Origin of the sequence: Micromonospora sp. MA102 (assembly GCF_025460765.1) — a bacterium.
Classification (GTDB): Bacteria; Actinomycetota; Actinomycetes; order Mycobacteriales; family Micromonosporaceae; genus Micromonospora; species Micromonospora halotolerans.
The window spans coordinates 62,674-76,938 of sequence record NZ_JAMWEG010000017.1; the positions used below are offsets into that span (position 1 = coordinate 62,674).

At 70.5% G+C, this 14,265-nt stretch carries 10 protein-coding genes and 1 pseudogene; 1 reads left to right on the forward strand and 10 read right to left on the reverse strand.

Annotated elements, in window-relative coordinates; genetic code table 11:
* Positions 1 to 96 precede the first annotated feature (96 nt).
* From NFX44_RS26665 to NFX44_RS26690, 6 genes are read right to left on the reverse strand one after another with little or no spacing between them, the layout of a single operon-like run.
* Positions 97 to 1,188 (reverse strand): patatin-like phospholipase family protein, encoded by a 1,092-nt coding sequence (locus NFX44_RS26665; protein ID WP_262286343.1) that lies wholly within the window; start codon positions 1,186 to 1,188, stop codon positions 97 to 99.
* On the reverse strand, positions 1,185 to 2,735 hold the full coding sequence (locus tag NFX44_RS26670; protein ID WP_262286344.1) for a bifunctional 3-(3-hydroxy-phenyl)propionate/3-hydroxycinnamic acid hydroxylase: 1,551 nt from the start codon (positions 2,733 to 2,735) through the stop codon (positions 1,185 to 1,187). The genes NFX44_RS26665 and NFX44_RS26670 overlap by 4 nt, the downstream gene beginning before the upstream one ends.
* Positions 2,736 to 2,752: 17 nt before the next feature.
* Positions 2,753 to 3,103, reverse strand: a complete 351-nt coding sequence (locus tag NFX44_RS26675; RefSeq protein ID WP_262286345.1) for a DoxX family protein — start codon at positions 3,101 to 3,103, stop codon at positions 2,753 to 2,755.
* Positions 3,100 to 4,980, reverse strand: a complete 1,881-nt coding sequence (locus NFX44_RS26680; RefSeq protein ID WP_262286346.1) for an acyl-CoA synthetase — start codon at positions 4,978 to 4,980, stop codon at positions 3,100 to 3,102. Before NFX44_RS26680 ends, NFX44_RS26675 begins: the two co-directional genes overlap by 4 nt.
* Positions 4,977 to 5,915: a fumarylacetoacetate hydrolase family protein gene (locus NFX44_RS26685; RefSeq protein WP_262286347.1), complete on the reverse strand. Its 939-nt coding sequence runs from the start codon at positions 5,913 to 5,915 to the stop codon at positions 4,977 to 4,979. The genes NFX44_RS26680 and NFX44_RS26685 overlap by 4 nt, the downstream gene beginning before the upstream one ends.
* Complete coding sequence (locus NFX44_RS26690; RefSeq protein WP_262286348.1) at positions 5,912 to 7,045, reverse strand: VOC family protein; 1,134 nt, start codon at positions 7,043 to 7,045, stop codon at positions 5,912 to 5,914. The genes NFX44_RS26685 and NFX44_RS26690 overlap by 4 nt, the downstream gene beginning before the upstream one ends.
* Positions 7,046 to 7,177: 132 nt before the next feature.
* Here NFX44_RS26690 and NFX44_RS26695 point away from each other — a divergent pair, with 132 nt between their 5' ends.
* Positions 7,178 to 7,825 carry a TetR/AcrR family transcriptional regulator gene (locus tag NFX44_RS26695; protein WP_262286349.1) on the forward strand — a complete coding sequence of 216 codons (648 nt, stop codon included), beginning with the start codon at positions 7,178 to 7,180 and terminating at the stop codon, positions 7,823 to 7,825.
* 253 nt (positions 7,826 to 8,078) lie between these two features.
* Here the strand turns inward: NFX44_RS26695 and NFX44_RS26700 are convergent.
* The 4 genes and pseudogenes from NFX44_RS26700 to NFX44_RS26715 form a co-directional block, all read right to left on the reverse strand.
* A pseudogene (locus NFX44_RS26700) lies at positions 8,079 to 8,260 on the reverse strand (IS21 family transposase); the annotation flags it as partial.
* A gap of 11 nt (positions 8,261 to 8,271) precedes the next feature.
* Positions 8,272 to 9,417, reverse strand: coding sequence for a low temperature requirement protein A (locus tag NFX44_RS26705; protein WP_262286350.1), 1,146 nt, complete (start codon positions 9,415 to 9,417; stop codon positions 8,272 to 8,274).
* 118 nt (positions 9,418 to 9,535) lie between these two features.
* The gene (locus NFX44_RS26710; RefSeq protein ID WP_262286351.1) at positions 9,536 to 12,127 is read right to left on the reverse strand and encodes an NPCBM/NEW2 domain-containing protein; all 2,592 of its coding nucleotides are present in this window, start codon (positions 12,125 to 12,127) and stop codon (positions 9,536 to 9,538) included.
* A gap of 148 nt (positions 12,128 to 12,275) precedes the next feature.
* Positions 12,276 to 14,207 carry a glycoside hydrolase family 97 catalytic domain-containing protein gene (locus tag NFX44_RS26715; protein ID WP_315974641.1) on the reverse strand — a complete coding sequence of 644 codons (1,932 nt, stop codon included), beginning with the start codon at positions 14,205 to 14,207 and terminating at the stop codon, positions 12,276 to 12,278.
* Positions 14,208 to 14,265: the final 58 nt, after the last annotated feature.

A 14,265-nucleotide genomic window follows, 5' to 3' on the forward strand; every position in this document is an offset into this window, starting at 1 on the left:
AGCCTGGGCCAGGCTGATCCAGCTGCTGGCGCCGGCGGCGTGCCGCTGGTGGAGCGGACAGGAACGGCTGTCCGGGTGGACAGGAACGTGGCGCTCTCAGCGCGCGAAGCCGCTTGAGGCGAGTGCGTCGTGTGCTGCCCGCCGGCCTACTTCGATCATCTCGGGTGCCCGGTGAAACTCATGGCCGCGGCAGGCGTCCCTCGGGATTTCGATCAGCAGGTCCGGTGGGTGGCCGGCCAGCCGATACCGGATGAGAAGGTCCTCGACGGCCTCGATGGACAGGCTGACTACGTCGGCTCCGCGCAAGCCGGCGGGCAGGTCCCGCGGTTCCCGGTCTTCCGTGGTGATGGTCCCCATGGCGGCGTCGTTCGCCGGGTCGCCGTCGTCGGGCAGACCGGTGCCGATGCCGTCCCGATCGGAGGGTCGGATGTCCCCCTGCATCTGATTCCACGGCACTCGAGTCGGGTGCGGGTCGGCCGACTCCCGAATCGGGGCCGCGTGATGGAAGTTCGCGCGGGCGCCGTTGAGGGAGACGGCGACGACCGCGTCGGCCGGTACCGAGGTGGTTGGCGCCATCGGCAGCGGATCCATCAGGCCGCCATCGGCGAGCAGCCGGCCGTTGACCATGACCGGGGTGATCACGGGAGGCAGTGCGATAGAAGCACGCACGGCGATGTCCAGCGGACCGTGCTGGAACCACACTGCACGGCGGGCCAGCAGGTCCGTCGCGACCGCCGTGAAGGGCATGGGCAACTGCTCGATGCGCACGCCGTCGAGCAACTCGCCGACCCGGGCCATGACCTTGTCGGCCCGTATTGCGCCTGGTGCGCGTATGGCCGGGTCGAGCAGGCGCAGCACCTCGCGGTGGCCGATGCTGCGTACCCATTCGACGTACGTGTCAAGCTTGCCCGCCGCGTACAGCCCACCGACCAGGGCGCCTATCGACGAACCGGCGACACCGGTGATCTCCAACCCAGACTCTTCGAGGACCTGGATCACGCCGATGTGCGCGTAGCCGCGAGCCCCGCCTCCGCCGAGTGCCAGTGCGACCCGCATGTCACCACCGCCCACCGCTTCCATTCGGGCCGAGGCCCACCAGGCTTCGATGCCGAGGAGGTCGAGCGCGGCGGTCGCCTGGCTTCTCCCGGGGGTGAGCCTAACGACACCGCCATCGGTAGTGGTGCTCAATCACCAAAGTGCGGACCACGGCCTTTGACAACAACCGCAGAGCCTCCGAGCCATTGGTCACCGCCCGCCGGGCGGACAGCATCGATCATCTGGGGAAGCAGCCGGCGACCGGCATGGAGAACGGTGCCGTCGGGGCGGACGACGGCCGCGCGAGCGGCGCCCGTCCGCAACCATCGGTGCAGTGCGCTGCCCGGGCTGGCAACGATCAGAACTGCTCCGTGCCGTTCGATGTCGGCCCGTAGCGCTGTCGACAGCTCGGTGGACGTGACGATCGCGAAGCGGCCGGCGGCCACGTCGTCGAAGCGGCGGTCGCCGTCGATGATCGCGTTCGGGCAGAGCCCGCCGGCGAGGCCGCGGCGCAGCCGTGGCCGCACCACGAGGTCGGAGCGGCGCAGCGGCGGTGTCCGGCTGTCCGTGGCCAGGTCCGTGAGGCCCGGCACGAGGTGCAACCGGGGCGCCACGGCGCGACGGATGACGTTGCCCCACTCGCCGCCGGCTGTCATCGCCGTACCGATGAGCCGGGCCAGCTTGATCATGGCGCGGGCGTGCTGGCCGCGTTCGATCTGGTAGGTGTCGAGCGCGGTTTCGGCGAGGGTCCCGCGGAGCACGCCGGCGAGCTTCCAGGCGAGGTTCATCGCGTCGCGCAGCCCGGCGCACAGGCCCTGGCCGATGAACGGTGGGGTGAGGTGGGCGGCGTCGCCGAGCAGGAACACCCGCCGGTCGCGCCAGCGGTCGGCGACCTGCGCGCGGAAGGTGTACTCGGCAACCCGGATGATCTTCAGCTCCGCGACAGGGATGTCCCCGGTCCAGCGCGAGATCAGCGGATGCAGTCGGGCCATGTCGCGGTAGTCGTCGGCGGTCTCGCCGGGGCTCAGCTGGAACTCCCAGCGGTAGCGGGTTCTCCCGATCCGCATGTAGGTGCCGGCGCGGGCCGGGTCGGAGAGTTGGTGCACGCCCTCCCACTGGCCGAGGTCGGCCTCGGTGGCCACGTCGATGACGAGCCAGCGTTGCGTGAAGCCCAGGTCCCGCATGGTGGCGCCGATCGAGGCCCGGGTCAGGCTGTTGGCGCCGTCGCAGCCCAGGACGTACGCCGCCCGCACGGACCCCGGCTCGCCGGTGGCGGTGTCGGTGACGTCGACCCGCACCCCGCCGGAGTCCTGCGTCAACGCGGTGACCTCGGCGTTGCCGCGGAGGGTGACCGTGCCGAACCGCTGGAGGTTGCGGCGGAGGATCGCCTCCAGCTCCGGCTGGTCGAACATGCTGCCCTGCGGGTAGCCGTGCCGGCCCGGCGCCGTGCCGCGCGGGAACTCGGCCAGCACCCGCATGTTCCGGTCGAGGAGGCGCAGGCCCCGGTGCGGGCGGGAGATCGCGGCGAAGGCGTCGCGCAGCCCGAGTCGCGCGAGGATCCGGTGGACCTCGTCGTCCAGCGCGACGGCCCGGGGCTGCGGGTAGATCGACTCCCAACGGTCGAGGACCAGGCACTCGACGCCGTACTGCGCGAGCAGCGTCGCGGCGGTGAGCCCGGTGGGGCCCGCGCCGACGATCACTACCGGAACCTCGGTCATCACTTCAGCAACTCAAGAACGAGGTAGGTGGCGACGAGGAGCCCGCAGACGAGGGCCGGTGCGTACTTCTTCGGGCCGTCTCCCTTGCGCAGGTGCACCACGAGGGCCCCGCTCAGCAGAAGCAGCAGCCCGGCACCGGCGAGGACGCCGACCAACGGCTGGAACAAGCCGATCAGCAGTCCGACCGCCGCGGCGACCTCGAGCAGGCCGATGCGCCGATAGGCCGCCACGGAGAAACCCGCCTCCGCGGCCAGCTCCCGCATCGGTTGCACGGCCCGGATCTTGGCTGTGCCGAGGGTGAGGAAGACCAGCGCGAGCAGCACCGCGAGGATGGAGGAAGCGAGGGTCATGACACAACCACCAATCGCCATTCAATGGCGTAACGCCCCAGAATCGCCTTGACGGCATCCTCGGCAGAGGGAGAAGTCTTGACGGTGGCCACGATGGAGCTGCCCTCGATCATGGCCTCGATGTCGTGCACGCCGGCTACCTCGTCGAGTGCCGCGTGGAGTTCCCTGCGGGCGGCGTCCGCCCGCAGCCCGAGCTTGTAGAGCTTGCCGACGGCGGTGACGGGCAGTTCGTCGAGGACCGTGACGGTCTTGGGCACCGCGGCGCGGTCGGGCACCCGCTCGCGCGCCCAGGCGCCCAGTTCCTCCTCCGCGACCGTGGCGCCGGGAGCGAGGGTGACGTAGGCGACGGGTACCTCGCCGGCGTGGACGTCGGGGCGTCCGACCGCGCTGGCCGCGGTGACCTGCGGGTGGGCCAGTAGCGCGTCCTCGATGGTGGCGGGGTCGATGTTGTGTCCGCCGCGGATGATGAGGTCCTTGGCCCGGCCGGCGAGGTGGACGAAGCCGTCCTCGTCGATTCGTGCGAGGTCGCCGGTGTCCAGCCAGCCGTCGACCAACTTGCCCAGGCCGTCCAGGACCGGGCCGTTCTCGTCGTGGTCGGTGACGTAGCCGGGGAAGACCGTCGGTCCGCTGATCGCCAGCAGACCCGTCTCTCCGGGCGGTAGGTCTCTCCAGGTTCCGTCCGGGGCGACCACCCGTACCCGTTGGTAGGGCAGGCGCTGCCCGACCGAGCCCGGCCGCCACGAGTCGGGGAAGCTGCGCGCGCTGGCGCAGGTCGCTTCGGTGAGCCCGTAGCCCTCGACGAGGGCTGCCCCGGTGTGGGCCTGGAAGCTGTCCCGGACCGCGGCGGGCAGCGGTGAAGCTCCCACCATCGGAAACCGCAGGCTGCTGATATCGGCGTCGACCGGGCACCGGGCCAGCGTGGCGTAGACGGTGGGCACGGCGCTCATGGCGGCGACCCGGTAGTGCTCGACGATCTTCCAGAACGCGCCGTACAGGACGGGGTCGCGGTAGCCAAGCGGACCGGCCCACACCGTCGCCTGTCCCTTGAACAGCGGTGCGAGCAGGGTGACCACGAGTGCGTTCACGTGAAACAGCGGAAGGGCCGCGAAGACCACGGTCTCCTGGTCGAAGAGGTTGCTGGCGGCCAGCATCCACGCGTCGCTGACCTCGTTTGCGTGCGTGTGCGCGGCGAGTTTCGGGGCGCCGGTGGTGCCGCCGGTGTGGAACACTGCGGCCAGGTCGGCGGATCCCGGCAGATCACCGGTGAAGGCCGACGGATCCTCGGCAGCGGCAAGCTCGCCGAGGTAGCCGATGCGCACCCCGTCAATGCCGGGAAGCGGCTCGGGCGCGCCGGCGGCGCCGGTGGGCCGTAGCAGGAGGATCGCGTCCAGCAGGCCGTCGCGGGCGAGAGCCTGCGCGGTGTCCCAGGTGGCGGGCGCCAGTTCGGGCCCGGCCGTGACGAGGACGCGGGCGCCGGAGCGCCGGAGGAGTTCGGCGAGGTGCTGCCGGGTAAGGCCGCCGCCCAGTGGCGCCGCGATCCCGGCGAGCTGGGTGGCCAGTGTGGCGGTGATCAGCTCGGCGCAGTTGGGTGCCGTCAGGGCGACCGCGTCGTCCCGCCGCACCCCTAGGTCGTGGAGCAGGTTCGCGTACCGGTGGACGTCGGCCAGGAGTTCGGCGAAGGTACGGTGCAGCGGCTCATGCCAGCGGGCGGCGTCCGGCAGGACGCTGATCGCTGTCCGATCCGGCCAGCGCGTCGCCGCTCGGGCGAGCAGCCCGTACGTCGACTCCGGCAGGCCCCGCGCCTCGAGCGGAACGGCCTCGATCGCGGCGAGGTCCGCAGGCGTGGCGTAGTCCGGCCACAGCAGCGGCCCCGTCATTGGGCGTACCGCACAACGGTGCGCTGGCGACCCAGATCGATCGCGCCGTCGTCGGTGGCGATGGCGGCCTCGACGATGTCACCGTCCTTGAGGTACCTGGGGTTGCGAGCCTGACCCTTGAAGAACATCTTCCACTTCGTCGCGGGCGGCAGCAGCGAGGCGACGAACGCGACCGGCTTCGGCGGCGCGCTCAGGGCCGTCCCGACGGGCGTGCCGGTCAGCAGCAGGTCGCCGGGGTCGAGTCGCTGGAAGCGCGTCAGCGCCTGCAGCGCCTGGGCCGGGCGGTAGATCATGTCGGCGACAGTCATGTCCTGCCGGAGCTCGCCGTTGACCCACAGCTTCAGCCGCAAGTCCGTGAACCGCTTGAGTTCGTCGGCGTCGAGCAGCACCAGCGCGGGACCTGTCGGGGTGAAGGTGGGGTAGGACTTGGCCTCGTAGAACTGGGTCTTGGGCAGCTGGACGTCGCGTGCCGAGATGTCGTTGGTGACCACCAGGCCCGCGACGTACTCCGCAAGGTTGCCGTCGGTGATGGTCGTGCCGACCGGCAGCTCGCGGCCGAAGATGAGCCCGATCTCCACCTCGTAGTCCAGCAGCCGCACGTGGGCGGGGCGGACCACGTCGGCGAACGGGCCGCTGATCGAGCCCGAGGTCTTGCGGAAGAAGGTCAAGGGAACGGTTGCGGGATTTCCGCCGGTGTCCTTGACGTGCGAGGCGAAGTTCGTCATCTGGGCGACGACCCGGCAGGGCGCCGTCACTGGGGAGACCAGGGCAAGGTCGTCGACCGGAACGGTGTCGCCGCTCGTCGCGGCCGCGACGAGCGCCGGCCGGTCGGCCAGCAGTTCGGCGGTGGTGGTGGCGCTGGTGTGCACCTTGGCGGCGCCGGTGGGGGTGAGCACCCACCAGGCGTCGTGGGTGCGCAGGACGGAGGTGGTCATGAGGTGAACGCTTTCATCAGGCCGTGGAGGCGGTGGAGGTCGAATTCGTTGTCCCCGCGCAGCGCGCCGATGACCGCGCGCAGCTCGCGAAGCGATTCCCGGCCGGGTCTCATGCCGAGAAAGTCCTTGGTGGCGGGCGGGCCCCACTGGGCGAGCCCGGAGGCGCTCATCGGGGCCCAGCCGGGCTCGAGCGTGCAGTCGAACAGGTCGCCGTCGGTGAAGTGTTCGACCAGGAAGTCGTCCGGGTCGCGCCAGTAGTCGAAGATCTGGCTGCCCTGGATGTGCCGGCCGATTCCCCAGGACCGCTGGTAGCCCCGGTCGAGCAGGTGCTCCCCGCCGGCGGCCAGACAGTCGAGGTCGGGGACCTGGAAAGCGGAGTGGACGTACCGGTTGGCCGGGCCGAGGGTCATGGCGAGCGTGTGGTGATCGGTGGGTGTGCTGCCGCGGTCGCAGCGGATGAAGCTCATGACCGGGCCGCGCTCGCGCTGTCCCTGGTGGTAGAGGAAGTCGCTGACGATCAGGCCCAGGTGCTCGAGATACCAGTTGAGCGCCTTGAGGTATCTGGTGGTCTGCAGCACGAGGTGACCGAGTCGCTGCACCTTGGCCGGCTCCCGCGGCGGCCGCTGGGTGGCGTACACCCGCGCCACGTCGTGCCCGACGTTGAGCGTCAAGGGCTGCTGCGTGGGCAGCGCGGGCAGCTCGTGCGTGTCCGCGACCACGCGGACCTGCGCCCCGTTCGGGTCGACCAGATCCACCGTCACTCCGCCGAGGCTCTCCGGCAGGCCCGCGATCGTCCTCCCGGTCGCCTCCGCGAGCCGCAGCACGTCGTTCGGCTCGGCGGCCTTGAAAGCGGGGCCGATGAACCGCGAACGGGGCCCCCGTCGGATGAGCACGCAGGGCGAACCCGGGTCGGTGCCCCGCAGGTGCAGCTCGTCCCGGGTGCGCAGCGACGTCGTGAAACCGAACGCCTGAGCGAACAGCTCGGCCCGCTGCAGATCGGGCTTCTGGAACTCCAGCCAGGCCAGGTCGTGCACCTTGACGATCGGGCTACGGGCCCGCCCCGGGTGCTCGCCCGGCAGCCCGCCCTGCTCGCTGTGCAGACCCGTGTGCGGGTCCTGCCGGTCGCTCATGTCCGGCTCCTTTCGAACTTCTGACGAAATCGTCACTGACGAGTTTAGCGTCAGTCAAGAGCAGATGACGATTCCGTCATGTCTGATGGCCGTCGCGGTAGGGTGAGCCGGGGAGACCGGAGAGGTGGACACATGGTGCAGCAGGCAAGGCACGCCCCGAACCGCCTGGAACGGCGCAAAGCGCGGACCCGTTTCGCGCTCGTGCGCGCGGCCCAGGCCTTCCTGGCCGCCGGCAAGCTCAACGTCCCGATCCTGGAGCTCACCCAGGCCGCGGATGTGGGGATGGGGTCGTTCTACAACCACTTCGACAGCAGGGAGCAGCTCTTCCGCGCCGCCGTCGAGGACGCCCTCGAGCGCCACGGCGCGCTGCTCGACGAGCTGACCGTGGGCCTGGACGACCCAGCGCAGGTCTTCGCGCAGAGTTTCCGGCTGACCGGACGCCTCCACCGCCGCAAACCCGAGCTGAGCAAGGTCCTGCTCAACAACGGCCTGACCCTGGCGGGCTCAGACAAGGGACTCGCGCCGCGAGCCCGGCGCGACATCGAAGACGCCGTCCGCGGGGGCCGGTTCACCGTGCGCGACCCCGAGCTGGCCACGGTGATCGTCGCGGGCGCCGCGCTGTGCCTCGGGCAACTGCTGCACGACCACCCCGAGCGTGACGACGCCGAAGCCACCGACCAGGTCACCGAGGACCTGCTGCGCATGCTCGGCCTACCGCCCGACGAGGCGCGCGGGATCTGTCAACGCCCGCTGCCCGACCTGGATGGCCGTCGCCCGTAGGCCGATCTTCATCCGCGCGAGCTGGTACGCCTGGCCGGCCAGCCGGGCGCCGTTTAACACCTCGGCGCGGGTCCGGTCGAACGGGCCACCCGTTCGTAGCGGCGACCGGTGCGACAGCCCGCTCAAGAATGCGGATCGGGTTGATCGGTAGCAGCAAAGCCACCACCACCAGGCCGACGGCACCGCCCACTCCTGCGTCAATGAGGCGCTTCCATTCGCGGCCCTGCTCGATGTGGGAGAACGTGGCGATCAGCAGATCCGCCGACTGCCGAGACGGGATCATCGCCGCCGACAGCCACCGCGAATAGCCCGACACCATCACCAGCACCGGAGGCGGCCGGTCTGCCCGAACCCCAACGGCACGTACGCCGGCGGGAACCACAGGTCACGCTGCGCCAGCTCACCCGGCAGATGGTCAGTGCGCTGGGCCGGCTCGGCACCAACAGCTAATGACGCCTTATGCCGGCGCGCCCGCTCGGGTGGCGGGGACCCACCAGCAGCATGCCGATGAGTACGACGATGATCGCAGCAAGTTGGACGCGGGCGGTCGTCGAGATGCCGACAGCCATGGTGGCGAGGACGGCGAGGGCGCCGGCTACCCGGCTCGGAAGTAGACCGAGGCGCAGGCCGAGCGCGGCGCCGCTCGTACCGGCCAGAAAGAGGGCGACGCCGCCGGCAAGGGCGACGGCGGCGGGGGTGCCGGCGGGGTGTTCGGGATGGGCGACAGCAGCATGGATGCCGGTGGCGGTGGCGATGATGCCGAGAAGCAGCAGGTAGTGCGGGAGGACGTAGGTCCGCGCGGACAGTCGGGTACGGGTGCGGGGGTCAGCGGCGGCGAGGGTGGAAGCAGCGGCGCGGGTGTCCATGAAGTAGGTCCACCACAGGGCGGCGGGCAGAGCGAGTCCCATCACGACGGCGGTGGCGGTGGCGGCGGTGATGTGATGGATGTCGACGCCGGCGCCGATGGCGACGACAGATTCACCGAGCGCGACGATGACGAGCAGGCCGTGGCGTTCCACCAGGTGTTCGGCGGCGACCTCGTAGCTGCCGGCGACCCCGATCCAGGAGAACCGTGGGGCGAGGTATGGCAACGCGGCTTGAACGAGAGCCGCTGCCAGCCACAGGACATAGGTGGCAGGTCCGGTGACCAACGCGGCGAGGCCGATGAGCAGCACCGCGGCCAGGTTGTAGGGCGCGAGACGGATTGCGGTGGCACGGGCTGCGGAGCGACTGAACATGATCAAGTGGACGCCGACGACGACAAGGAAGCCTACGGCGAAGAGCACCGCGGTGTCGGTGAACGCGGCAGGGATGGCCACGCTGGTGAGCAGGAAGCCGGCCATGCCGGCAAACAGCGTGGTCTTCTGAGCGGGATGCCTCGGAGGCACCTGGTTGGTCAGCCACGCGTATCCGGTGTAGGGGTACCAGAGCACGCCGAGGATGATGGCGATGCGGCCGAACCCGGCCCAGCTGGTGTCGCCTTCCAGGACGCCGGTGAGCTGGGTGACGGTGAAGACGAATACGACGTCGAAGAAGACCTCGACGGTGGTGACCCGGCCCGCGGATTCGAGGCGGCGGTCGGTCCGGCTCATGAAATCGGAGGGTACTGCTGCGGAGGCGGGTGCAGGCGCCTTACGAAGAACTCCTCGCCGCGATGTCCCTTATCGGTCCGTGGCCCGCCCAGGTTCGACCTTCCGCGCGCGACGCGCATCAGCTCCCCGGGAGGCGGAGGACCTTGGCGTCGGCCCAGTCCGCGTGGTCGCTGTTGTTCGTGTCGCCCGCGTCCGTGACCCGCAGCACGAGCCGCTCGACTCCGAGGATGTCGAGTTCGACGCGCTGCGGTGGCGAGTACGGCTGCGCGCGCATGAGGCCGCTGTCGTACACGACCATGCCGTCGGCGAGCACCTGAAAGACGACCGAAGCGTTGGGCGAGGTGCGCTGCACGTCGTCGATGCCGACGATCGCGACGAACCTCGTGTCCGTCGGTTCGAGGTCGTAGGCGACCTCCGAGTTCGCGTGGGTGCCGATGCCCTTGGCGTACTCGGTGCCGGCGAGACGGATCGGGTTGCCCGACACAGCGCGGTCCTTCAGCACCGACCGCCACCCGGCCGTCGCCGAGACCCAGTCACGGTCGCTGAGGTGTTCGGCGGGGCCGTCGGCGGGCGCCGCCTGCTCCTCGACGACCGTGCCCGGCCCCTCGCCGATTTCATTCGTCGAGGTCACCCGATACCGGTACGGTCCGCCGGCCGCCTCGCGATCCAGGAAGGACCTGCCGGTCTGCCCGGTCGCGATGGCCGTGAAGTCGTCGCTCCCCGCCGGGGCGCGGTAGACCGTCGACGTCAGCGCGCTCTCGGCCGCCGCCCAGGTGACGCCGACGGCGTCACCGACGCGGTACGCGGCCACCGGGGACGGAGCTTCGGGCGCGGCGGCGGGCATGGTGCGGAACCCCCACTCCCCGCCGGGGACCACGAGTTCCTGTCCGGTCTTGGGGTTTACCGCCGTGACCTCCCAGCAGAAGGTCCGCCCGGCATCGAGGGAGGCGATCCTCGCGGTCGGTTTCGTGACCGTGGCCTCGGCGACGACGTCGGTCATCGCGGCGTCGCGAGCCACCCGTAGGCGGTACTCCCGCGCGTTGACCGCGGGCTCCCACGCGAAGGTCACACCCTTGGCGGGCAGGCCCGTCGCACCGTCGGCCGGCGAGAGCAGCGCGTAGTCCTGCGGGTGGGTGAGGATGAGGTCGCCGTGCCGCTTCGGGTTCACGTCACCGCTCGTGGTGACGGTGATCGACGCGCCGACGGGAACCGTCAGCGTGACTTGGGTGAGCGCCCGGCCGTTCACGTGCACGTACTCGGGCTTCACGGGCTTGCCGTCGACCTTCAGCTTCGGCCAGCCGCCGGGGAACTGCACGGTGACCTCGAGCGGTTGGGGTCCGGCGTTGTGGTTGACGACCGTCTTCGTGGTGCCGGCGTGACGGACGCCGAAGTCGTGCTCGCCCACACGGATGTGGTCGAGGTCGAGCCATCCGATCTCCGCGGGCAGGTGCGAGCGGACCGACACCGCGTGCTCGGGCGCGTTGGGCCGGACCCCGGCGAGTCCCTCGACGGTCTGCGACAGGAGCGTGAAGCTGGTCTCGGGGTAGTCGCCGTTCGTGCCCTGCGTGGGCACCTCGTGCGGAAGGTGAAGCTTGGCGATGATGTCCTTCATCCAGGTCCACGCCTGCTCGTCGAAGCCGTAGTTGAACAGCGCGTCGGGCACGTACGTCGTCGCCTCGATGTTCGGGGGCCGATCCTCGACGTACATGTGGTCGAGGTACCCGAGGAAGTCCCACGTGCGCTTGTCGTTGGCATCGAGGAACTCCTTGACCGCGTAGAAGACGGAGTTCTCGCGGCCGAAGCCGGCGTACGGCTCGTTCGCCGGGCCGCGACCCCGCACGTACTCCCAGGTGCCCCGGACGACGCCCCATTCGTCCTCGAAGTGCCGCTTGAGCGCGGCGGCCTTCTGCTCGAAGGTGGCCGCCGTTCCGAAATCGCCCTTCTCCCGGGCGAGGTACGCGTAGGCGAGGTACGCCCGGTACTGGGAGGCGAGCCCGTCGCCGGCTTCGATCACGGCGTGGTCGCTACGTTCGTTGTAGCTCGCGGCGCCCTGGAAGATGCCCCGGCCGGTGCCCTCGGCGATGCCGTTGGGCAGCTGCGTGTCGTGGAGCGCGATGAATTCGGTGACCGCCTTGGTGTAGTACTGCCAGAGCACCGGGTCGTCGAGGTAGTCGGCGTCGCCGGTCCAGCGGTACTGTTCCTCGGCCTCCTGCACGAGTTCGAAGACCGCGGGCACCTCGCGCACGAAGTTCGTGTCGCTGCGGTAGTCCACGTTGTAGGGGCTGCCGTCGAAGTTCAAAGCCCAGAGCGGATACCACTTGCGCGCCTCGTTCGCGCTCGCCGCGAAGGCGGTGAGCATCGACTTGTTCTCCTGCTCGAGGCCAAGAAGGTGGCCGCCCGCGGCCTGGTGCACGAAGTCCCGTGAGTAGAAGGCGGTGCGGTGGGCGTAGCCCGCCCAGTACGACGGGATGTAGTCGGCCTCGCCGGTGCCGGGGTTGCTGCCGTTTCCGTTCACCGGGCCGCGCTTGCCGGTCTGCACGTGCTGCCGTGCGCGCGACACGGCCCAGTTGACGGCGTCGGCGAGCTGCGGCGACGAACTCGCGACCGTGATGGGTCCCTGGCCGAGCCCGGTAGTGCCCTCCGGACCCGCGGCGCGGGCCGGGGCGGCGAGCGGCGCGAACAGCAGTGCCGCGACCACGGGGACGGCCACGCCGATGGTGCTCCGCCGCGACGGCGGACTGCCTGGTGATGGTGTGCGCATCGCATCCTCCTCGGAAAGGGGACTGGCTCGAACGGTCGAACGGGGCGCGTGCGATGCCGGGCCGGGCGGGCCCGGCATCGCACGCTGACGTGGACCGCTACGGTCGGTCGCAGGTGGTGATCTTCGGTTGCCACCGGCAGGCCAGGCCGGCGAAGCCGCCGTCGGCGACCACGTCGACGGGCAGCGTGTCACCGGCCCGCATGACCCGCTGGCTGCGTACGAGCCCGCCCTCCCCGTCGGTGATCAGCTCCACCAGCCACCGTCCGGCAGGCAGGTTCAGCGGTACGTCCAGGGTCCGGGCGGCGCCGGCGGAACTTCCGCCCAGGAACCAGCGCTCTCCGCTGCGACGCGCGAAGACGGCGCTGTCGGCGGGACGGCCGGCGAGCAGCCTGGTCTCGTCCCAGACGGTCGGCACCTGTTCGAGGAAGCGCACCGCCTCCGGCCGCGCCTCGTACGACTCGGGCGTGCCGGCGAGGTCCTGCAGGCCGGACTCGAAGACGACCGACAGCCCCAACTCGTGGGCGTCGGAGGTCGGCCGGTTCCGGTGGAAGCCCATCGGTGTGTAGTCCATCGAGCCGACCACGTTACGGGTGAAGGGAAGGGCGGTGATGTGGCTCGTGGTGAGGCTGCTCTTCTCGGCGCCGTGGACGCCCTCCATGGTCATGACGTGGGGCCAGACCCGGTGGATGCCCTTCGGGACGTTCGAGCCGTGGAAGTTCACCAGCAGCTGGTTCGCGGCTGTCGCGGGTAGGATCTCGTCGTACCACCGCAGCCGCTCCTGCGACTCGGAGTCCATGAAGTCGATCTTTACCCCCTTGACGCCCCACTCGTGCAGCGTCGGCAGCCACTCGGACCGCTCCTGTGGTGTGTCGAGGTCCCGGTAGTGGATCCAGACGACGATGCCGACGTTGCGCTCACGCGCGTAGCGGACGAGTTCGGGCATCCAGCTGGTGGTACGCCAGTTCGGGTCGGTCACGTCCCACTGCTGCGGGTCGAAGTACCAGCCCGCGTCGACGGCGACGTACGGCCAGCCGCGCTGGGCGGCATAGTCGACGTACCCCATCTGCTTGGTCAGGCTCTGCCCGGCGGCCCGCCCGCCGGCGAGCCAGGTCCAGAGCACCTGGCCGGGGCGGATCCACGAGGTGTCGGTGATCCGCGACGGCGGCGCCAGGTCGTCGACCAGCGTCGAGGTGGCGATCGTGTCGAGGTCACCGACGACCATCACCCGCCACGGAGTCGCCAGCGGACCGTCGACCAGGACATTCTGGTCCCACAGCTTCACCCGGTAGGTGCCGGTGCCGTCGTGCACCAGGCTGCCGCCGGAGTATCGTCCGTCGAGGTTGGACTCGGCGAGCATCAGGTAGGTGCCGTCGACGTCGAACAGCGCCGGGGCGAGATACTCCCGGTCGTCCGCGGCGGCGGCGGTGGTCTGGACGTAGGGGTTCTCGTAGTCCCGGCGGTGGTTCGCCAGCCAGGCCGTGCTCTCGGGGGGAACCGTGAACGCGGACGCCTCGCCGAGCACCGACCCGTAGTCGCCAGGCAGTTCGTACCGGTAGGCGACCCCGTCGCGGGCGGCCCGGACGACCAGGTCGACCCGGGCGCCACCCGCGCCGGCGAACCGGAACCGTGCCTCCCGGAAGAATGCGAGCCGCCGCACCTGCTTTCCGACGGTGGTCGTGTAGCGCTCGATGTCAGTGCGGTCGCTGCGACCGAGGAACCGCAGTCCGCCGGTCAGGTCGGCGCCCTCGGTGCGGATGCCCAGCGTGCTGGGCGCCAGTACGGTCCGGCCGCCGCGGGACACGGCCAACGAAATGGTGCCCGCCGCCTTGTCGTGAATCACCTCCGCCCTCGGGGCGCCGGGTGCGGAGGCCGCCGCGACGGTCCATCGGGCGGTGCCCGCCCGAGCGGGTGCCGCCGTGAGAGTTCCGGCGAGCAGCGTGGCGATCAGGGCGACCGCGAGGGCCGCGATCCGGGGGGCCGGACGGGTGACGGCAACCCGCCGCGCCGACCGATCTGGTGTGTGCTTCACAGGTGACTCCTCCTCGATTGTGGTGGGGAGACCGGTGGTCGGCGCGAGTGAGCGCCTC